Origin of the sequence: Luteolibacter algae (assembly GCF_042683045.1) — a bacterium.
Lineage (GTDB): Bacteria > Verrucomicrobiota > Verrucomicrobiia > Verrucomicrobiales > Akkermansiaceae > Luteolibacter > Luteolibacter algae.
On the sequence record NZ_JBHUIT010000002.1, the window covers coordinates 737,424 to 744,544 of the forward strand.

6 protein-coding genes are annotated in these 7,121 nt (G+C 49.9%); all 6 read left to right on the plus strand.

Annotation, left to right across the window (positions count from 1 at the left end; genetic code table 11):
* Positions 1-130 precede the first annotated feature (130 nt).
* The 6 genes from ACFSSA_RS04350 to ACFSSA_RS04375 all read left to right on the plus strand — a co-directional run bounded on the left by ACFSSA_RS04350 (position 131) and on the right by ACFSSA_RS04375 (position 7,072).
* Complete coding sequence (locus ACFSSA_RS04350; RefSeq protein ID WP_386818662.1) at positions 131-709, plus strand: hypothetical protein; 579 nt, start codon at positions 131-133, stop codon at positions 707-709.
* The gene (locus ACFSSA_RS04355) at positions 693-5,447 is read left to right on the plus strand and encodes a hypothetical protein (RefSeq protein WP_386818664.1); all 4,755 of its coding nucleotides are present in this window, start codon (positions 693-695) and stop codon (positions 5,445-5,447) included. Before ACFSSA_RS04350 ends, ACFSSA_RS04355 begins: the two co-directional genes overlap by 17 nt.
* Positions 5,448-5,455: 8 nt before the next feature.
* A complete protein-coding gene (locus tag ACFSSA_RS04360; RefSeq protein ID WP_386818666.1) occupies positions 5,456-5,800 on the plus strand; it encodes a hypothetical protein in 345 nt (114 codons plus the stop codon).
* A gap of 6 nt (positions 5,801-5,806) precedes the next feature.
* Positions 5,807-5,980 (plus strand): hypothetical protein, encoded by a 174-nt coding sequence (locus ACFSSA_RS04365; protein WP_386818667.1) that lies wholly within the window; start codon positions 5,807-5,809, stop codon positions 5,978-5,980.
* 5 nt (positions 5,981-5,985) lie between these two features.
* Entirely contained in the window at positions 5,986-6,291 is a 306-nt protein-coding gene (locus ACFSSA_RS04370) for a hypothetical protein (protein ID WP_386818669.1), read from the plus strand.
* A gap of 397 nt (positions 6,292-6,688) precedes the next feature.
* Positions 6,689-7,072 (plus strand): transposase, encoded by a 384-nt coding sequence (locus ACFSSA_RS04375; protein ID WP_386818671.1) that lies wholly within the window; start codon positions 6,689-6,691, stop codon positions 7,070-7,072.
* Positions 7,073-7,121 lie beyond the last annotated feature (49 nt).

Below are 7,121 nucleotides of genomic sequence, written 5' to 3' on the forward strand. Positions count from 1 at the left end.
TTAATATTTCATTTTAACTGCTCAGATAATGCTTCTTCCGCAAAAAAAATCTACTATAGGGATTTTGCTGCTTCTGCTCACTGCTGTGTCGGCAGATCCTCCTCTTTGGTGGAGCAATGGAAATCCACCGGTGATTGATTCCTCTGCAGTAGAGAATAATCATGGGCCTGCCAATATTGGTCAAGCGAAGTATATGGCAAGCTCCGCACTAGGAGCCCTCCGCGCCATTTTACCGGAAGTCGCCGAGAATATCGAAGGAGATCTTGCTGTGATCGTAGACTTTACGGTCCCAGAACCTAAAACTCAGGAATGGCTGGAAAAACAGAAGGCGCCACTTCTCATTGGTCAGTTGAAAGCTATTGCTGATCCGTTCTACAGGCATCTCAATGCAGTAGCGCCAGCTTGGCTGGACGCCGAGCGCACAGCGAATGGCACTTTCCAGACGGGAACGATCTTTCCTTGGACTTCCGAGACCGAGGACGATCAAAACAAAGCTTTTGCAAATATCGGCCAGCTTAAAGTTGTTTTTTCACTCAGGTTCGATGAAGATCAGGAAGCTAACCCAGATGGTATCTCGGACTTGTTGGAGAGTTATTTCATAAGTGTGAATCCAAATGATCAATGGACAGATTTGTCACAAATAGATCAGTCAAATATCGGATTGCTCCGGAAGATGTTAGGATCGGGGGGGGGTGCCCGCTATCGATAGCGATGGGGATGGTATACATGATAATGAAGAGATAGGAAGAGGGGCTGATCCTTACAAGGCAGACTCTGACGAAGATGGACTTTTGGATAGCTTGGATGGCTGGCCTCGTCATAAGGAGTTCAAGATTTTGATTCAGCCGGAGAAATATGTAATCCTTGATCTTTCATCATCATTACCATTATTGAATGGATCTTGGGAGAACGAATTATTTATCGATGATCGAGGCGGGATTATGCGTGCTGCGAAAAAAGTAGATACGACTGAAATAGATGGTAACAAATACCGTCAAACATCCTCATTTGATACGAAGTATTGGTTCTCTGGGGAGGTGATAGAACCCGCAGCATTTAATCGTAGTCTAGAGACAAGCATCGGATATAACTATCATACTGGTGGACGTGGCTCATCATATAAGGTGAATTTATCTAGAGGTGGAGCGATAGATTATTATGGTGGAAGTACTGTGAGTCATGGTGGCGAAGATGAGGAAAGTGCAGAGACTTTAAACCAAGAGCTTGCAAAATTTGATCATAGTTTTAATACGATCGCTGGATCTGCTGGTGGGGATAGATCATCGCGTGCTGCAATGTTTGCTGCTGCGTTGTCAGGATACGAAGATAAGTTTGAGCATTATTTTTCGTTTGATGCCTACCAGGGATTTTTCGAATACTCTGAGATAGTGAAGGGCGAAGGTAGTATCGGTTCCACATATAATACCGATCACAGATGGGTTCAAGGTTTGAACTGCGCAGTTTTTCGTAGTCAAATTAATTTTGAGTCTGGACCGCAAGAGGATTCAGGAAGAATTTCAGATATTGGTCGTAATGGGACTATCTTGATCAATCACGCATCAGGCTTTGATCTTGTTCTAAATGGCAGCAATCAGAGGTGGATACCGGATGATTCCGCATCTAGAATTCTTTCATTGGGTGATAAAGATATCCTAGCTGGGCACCAGAACACCTTCTCTGTAGATGGAGGTGTGACCTTCAAGGCCTTCGGCATATGGGATCGTAATAATAAGGTAGAAATACCGGTGCCTTTGGGTGAGATATCCGATGATTTTGTTCAGTTAGCTAATGGAGGGACTCATGTTTTCATTAATGACCAAATGTTAAGCCTTGGAAACCTGACCAATCAGCTCGGGATAAATGCCGAGTTCACAGATCTAAAAGGTCTAGATATAAATAGTGATGGGGCAATAGTTGGAACCGCTGTCAAGAATGGTCAAAAGCGAGTCACGCTCCTCCTGCCCGTGGAGGTTAAGCAGAGAATCCCCGACATCGCAGACGACGGAGGAGAGACCACTTACGAGTATAAAACAATCTCGGCCGTGCCGTGGGATCAACCGGCTCCCGGAGTCGAAATCACCGAAAAAGAAATCTCTGGAGACCAGCTCACTCTGACTGCTGAAATCTACGATGCCCTCACCGACGTTACCGAAGGAGACGCAGCCTTAACTCCGAAACTGTGGATTAATAGCCGCGAAGAGGAACCTGCGGCAGGTGATGTCAATGGAGTCTACCGCCTTCAAGGATACAGTTATCAGCTCTTCCCTGGAAGAAATGAAGTCACCGTGACCGTTGAAAACGCCCTTGGGGTGACAGCTCATCACATGGTCATCGTGGAGGGTGACAATCAGCAAGGTTATCAGATTGTAGAAGAGCCTCCAAAGGTTCCAGAGCACCCAACCTATCCCGTCGTTTACGAGATTAGTAGTGGCTCGCTGATTGAGGACGACGACACCTTGACTTTTGAACTGACTGGTAAATCGGTGGAAATGGAGCGGGAGGAAATCCGTGGAGAAATCGACGAATCCATCTTCCGCACTCAACCGTTTCTTTCGGTCAATGAGCCAGAAATGGCCGAACCGGAAAAAGTGAACGCTCTTCCTTCCGATAAGCCCGTGTTCCTAGCCGAGCTTGCCGAAGACCTGCGAATCGAATTGGAGCTATCGGGCAGTGATCCGGTCGAATGGACGGCACCTCAAAGCGGTCTTGAGCTGACCTCACCTGAAGCCGTCGAAATCCTCGAAACTGGCGAACGCAACCTCGCTCTCCAAGTGGAGGCACGGGGCTTGGGAGGATCACCCGACATCGAAGCAACTCTTGAGACTTACCGTGGAGGAGCCGCTGAACAGGATGTTTCTGGTTCCTTTCAGAGTGCTTATCAAGCGGCTTATGGAGCCTTGGCTGATGATGCCAAAGACGCCGTGGTCAGTTTCACCGTCAACGGGATTACTGCCAAAGACGGCTTCAACGGCCTCAGCTTTGAATTTGAAGGCAGCCAATCCCCGACTTTCTCCGAGAGCTATCACAGCTTCCGCTATCACAGCCCCACCGAGCGGGGAGTGCGCGTTTACTCGGCCGATCAGCGCGAAGAAGTGGTGCGTGATGGCGTCGTCGGTCGCCCTCAAGACAGCTATTACTCCGTTGATCCTGCCGCCGATCTATTGGCTCTCAGCAAAGACCTTGAAAAGAGCGGTTGCCAAGTGGTCGGAATGATGGACGTCAACGACTTCTTTGATGACGAGCCTCTCAAACGCTCCTTCCTTGTGCGTGGCCCTCCGGGGCGGGTCTTCCCTGCGTTTGACCGACTTTACGAGGAGCAAGGTCGTGAAACACGCAGCCAAACTTTCACCCCGAATGGAGCCCATGGAGCAGGCTTTTCCCAAGAAATCGGACGAATCCGAGGAGATGCCGCTCTCACCGATTCCGCCAAAGATGCCCTCAACTTGCAAATCGCGCAGAGCTTCCAGCTTCTTAATGGATTTGAAAGCTACGTTCCCAAAACCTCGGAGCCTTACGTCGATCCCGGTGATGGCTCCAGCCAGCCCAACTCTTGGACTCTCAGAGGAAGCTCTCTTCCAGACGATGCCGCATCAAACCCCACCGCATGGAGCGTCACCAACACCCTCAGCGATCCTGCCAAAGCCAGCAGTCTGGCGGGAATTATTCGTCTCGACTCCACTGGAGAAAACACCGCCTACTACGCCCAGACCGCAGCCAATGCCCCTTGGGATTTGAACGGCACCCGCGTGGTCTCCCTGAGCTTCCAAATTGAGCAGCATGATGCCGCCAACGGCAGCCAAGGAGCCTTCGAATTAGCCTTTGGAGATGGTGCCAAAAGCTGGACTTGCCAGATCAAGCCCGACCAACTCCGCATCGGAAGCATCGCTTACAACTTGCCTGCAGCAACCTTCCCGAATGGTCTCGAAGCCAACCGCTTCTACACCCTTAAAGCCCTTGTCGTTGATGGAGGAAACCAAGCCTCCTTCAGCATCGAAGGAACCGACATTGCGACAGTCGCAGGACAAAACGGAGGACTCAACGGAATCGCATTCGGCGACCCTGGGGCCAACATCGCCGGGAAAGTCCAAGTGGACTTCCTCGCCTTTGACAATGTCGAACTTGCCTACACCTACGGGATTTTCGGTGCAGACGATTACGTAGATAGTGACGAGATCGACCGCATCGGAAACATCCTCCTCTACCTCCGCAGTAAGGGCCAACCCTTCCGGACTTCCAGAGTAGCCCGTTGGGTCAAGCTTCTCGACCCGATGGTTTACGAGTGGCTCCTAGAGAAATACACCGGTGAGAGATGGGATGGAGCCACCCAAGAACTTCACGTATTTACCAATAAAGACGTAGATGATGCAGACCTTGTTGATGTTGATACTGAGAAAAAAACGTCAGGGTTCTTCATCATCAAGACCACGAAAGTCACAACCGTCCTGAATGTTGACAAGGAACAGTCAAACTTTGGCTTTTGGAACGATGAGGTGAACAACGACATTCAACTCGCGGGCATCCTCATGGCGTGGGTTTATCAGCAGCACGAATTCAAAGTGTGGCTAGCTGAGGTGAAAGACCCCGTATGGGGGCAAGTCGATGCCCTCGTCATGGAGCGCAAGCATTTGGTCGAGAATATAAACAAATGGGCCAAGATCGCAGAAGATGTGATCGTCGTCGGTGGAGAAATTGCAGTCAGCGTTGCCAATGAAGGGGCCGACTGGGCGCTTACCATCAAGGACCTTAGCCAAGGGGAATACATGGCCGCTGTCGGGTTCATCCCCTTTGTCCCCGGCTCAGCGGGCAAGGCCATCAAAGTATTCGACAAGGGAGGTGGCGATGAGGCGATCGAGGCCATCTATCAGCTATCAAGTAAGCTGGATGACTTTCCCGGAGGTTCAGTGAAGTATTGGGATGAAGGTTTCCAAGATCATCGCCGCCTCGATTTTGAGAAACTGATGGGAAATCACGAAGATGGAGAAGCGGTCTCACGGCTACGACAATTAGCTGAAAATGATGATGTTCCGAACAGCTCTTGGAAGGGTCACAGGCTGCTTAGCACTTTTTCTGGGTCAACAGTAACCGTGTTTAGAACGTCTGAACCGATCAAAGCATACAGATGCTATTCGTCTGATCCCGTTATCAGTCCGTTTGGTCCAAGTGGAGGATTTTTGATGTATGAAAAGCCGATCAGCAGATCACAAGTCGAAATCGACTATGCGCTTGGCAACGCAAAGGATGGTTTGTTTTTGAAGAAAACTGACGGTTCCTCTGCTTATGATCGCTTCGTCGAAATTGAAATACCAGAAGGCTCATACGTCTATCTTGGATACGCGGCAGACCAGGGAGGAAGGTTTAAAGGAGGAGGAACTCAAATTTGGATTGACGACGAAGTGCGAGATTCAATTGATTGGGGCGTTGTCGAGAAAAACTTACCTCAGCACTAGCGTGAAAAATGGATAAGAATACCGTAGTAGAATCAATCAGAGATGTTGCCAAGAAGATGGGGATGCATTCCGTTCGAAGTGGACACATCAAGTCACTCGAGGAGGATTGGCCCCGAGACGATCTGCGTGAGATGGCAAATCTTCTAGAGCAATGTGATTGGTCGGATCTGGGGCAAGATGAGTTAGCAACCTTGGGATATCTATGGAATCGATATGCAGGAAAAGGGGAACAATTCGCTGGTTATATTAGCCACGGTATTTTAACTAAAGAAGAGGTGCACCACTTTAGTCAGGCAATCGATTTTGCTTCTGCCAAGATAAGAGCAAAATTAGGCATACAAAAGTATTCGTGAATACGCGTGGCCGAAGTCGAGATTCCGGCGGGAGAGTATGTCCATATGGGATATGCAGCGAAGATGACTGACAAAGCACCGGGGGGAGGAACTCAAATTTGGCTGGATGATGATGTGGTCAACAACGCCATTGATTGGGACGCAGCAGAAGCAACAGCTAGAAATCTTCCACAACACTGAACGAAATGAATCCTCAAGTAAAAACAAATCTGATTGGCACATTAAGGACTCTCATTGAGGCGCATCATAAAATGCAACCTCAATCCGACTTTCATACTCGAGATCTAGTCTCGCTAGTAGACGACCTAGAGAGCGGCAAGTTCTTTGCCCAGAGCAAAGAAGACCAACTTGCTTATCTAGGGGGAATAAACGGAAAATATTTGGGAAAGGGAGAGGTTCTGTGGGCCTTGATTCCGAAATACTTAGATGAGGAATTTGAGAGTAAATTTAGATTTGCGTTCTCGACCGCTCGCAAAGAGTTAGCTCTTTGATTTAAATCCACGCAAATGCTGCCGCCGGATCAAAGCCCACCCGGTCAAAGAGCAAACGACCGCTGCGGCACGCCCCGTGCGGATGAGGTGCCGAGTGCGGCTTGCGCCGGATCAATTGGAAGGGGCACCTCGCACAGGCCACGCCTCCGCTCGCGCGCTGGTGGTTCGGTGGGCGGTCGCTGGTCTTCCGGCCTTCCCTCAGCGGCTCGTATCCTCGCCACATCGTCCAGGCCTCCAGCCGCGCCCTTCGCCGTGTAGACCCGCCCGCCGTGCGCTCCAGTCCCTGCGTTCGCCAAACTCTCTCCAGTCCCTCCACGCCAGGCCTCGGGCTGGCAACCGCTCCGGTTTGGGGGTGAACAGTGTCTTGGGGGCAGGTGTCGGATTTTAACAATTTTTCGTGATCAAGGATTTTGAGGAGGTAGCTCTTACTCTTATGCCAAGAGCGATGCGTCACCAATATGCGGGAACTGTTTATCATGTGATGGCTCGTGGGGATGGGGGAAAAGATGTTTCTGAGACAGATGATGATAGAAAGGCGTTTTTGTTTCGGCTTGGGCAGGTTTGTGGGAGTCACGGATGGCGTGTGCATGCGTGGGTTTTGATGAAAATTCATTTTCATCTTCTACTTGAAACTCCAGAGGCGAATCCTGTTACGGGGATGAAGTATTTGCTCGGCACGTTTAGTCAGGGGTGGAATGCGAGGAGATTGCGCCGGGGTCATGTGTTTCAGGGGCGCTATAAGTTAGTGCCTGTGAGTGCTGCGGTGGAGAGTCTGGCCTGACCCCAGAAAATCGGACAGCTCCTTTTTAGAGTTCTTGTGGTAAAACCAC

What these genes read in the sequence shown, in the direction of transcription:
- ACFSSA_RS04360 (WP_386818666.1), top strand. Translation starts at nt 5,456, where the DNA reads ATGGATAAGAATACCGTAGTAGAATCAATCAGAGATGTTGCCAAGAAG.
- ACFSSA_RS04370 (WP_386818669.1), top strand. Translation starts at nt 5,986, where the DNA reads ATGAATCCTCAAGTAAAAACAAATCTGATTGGCACATTAAGGACTCTC.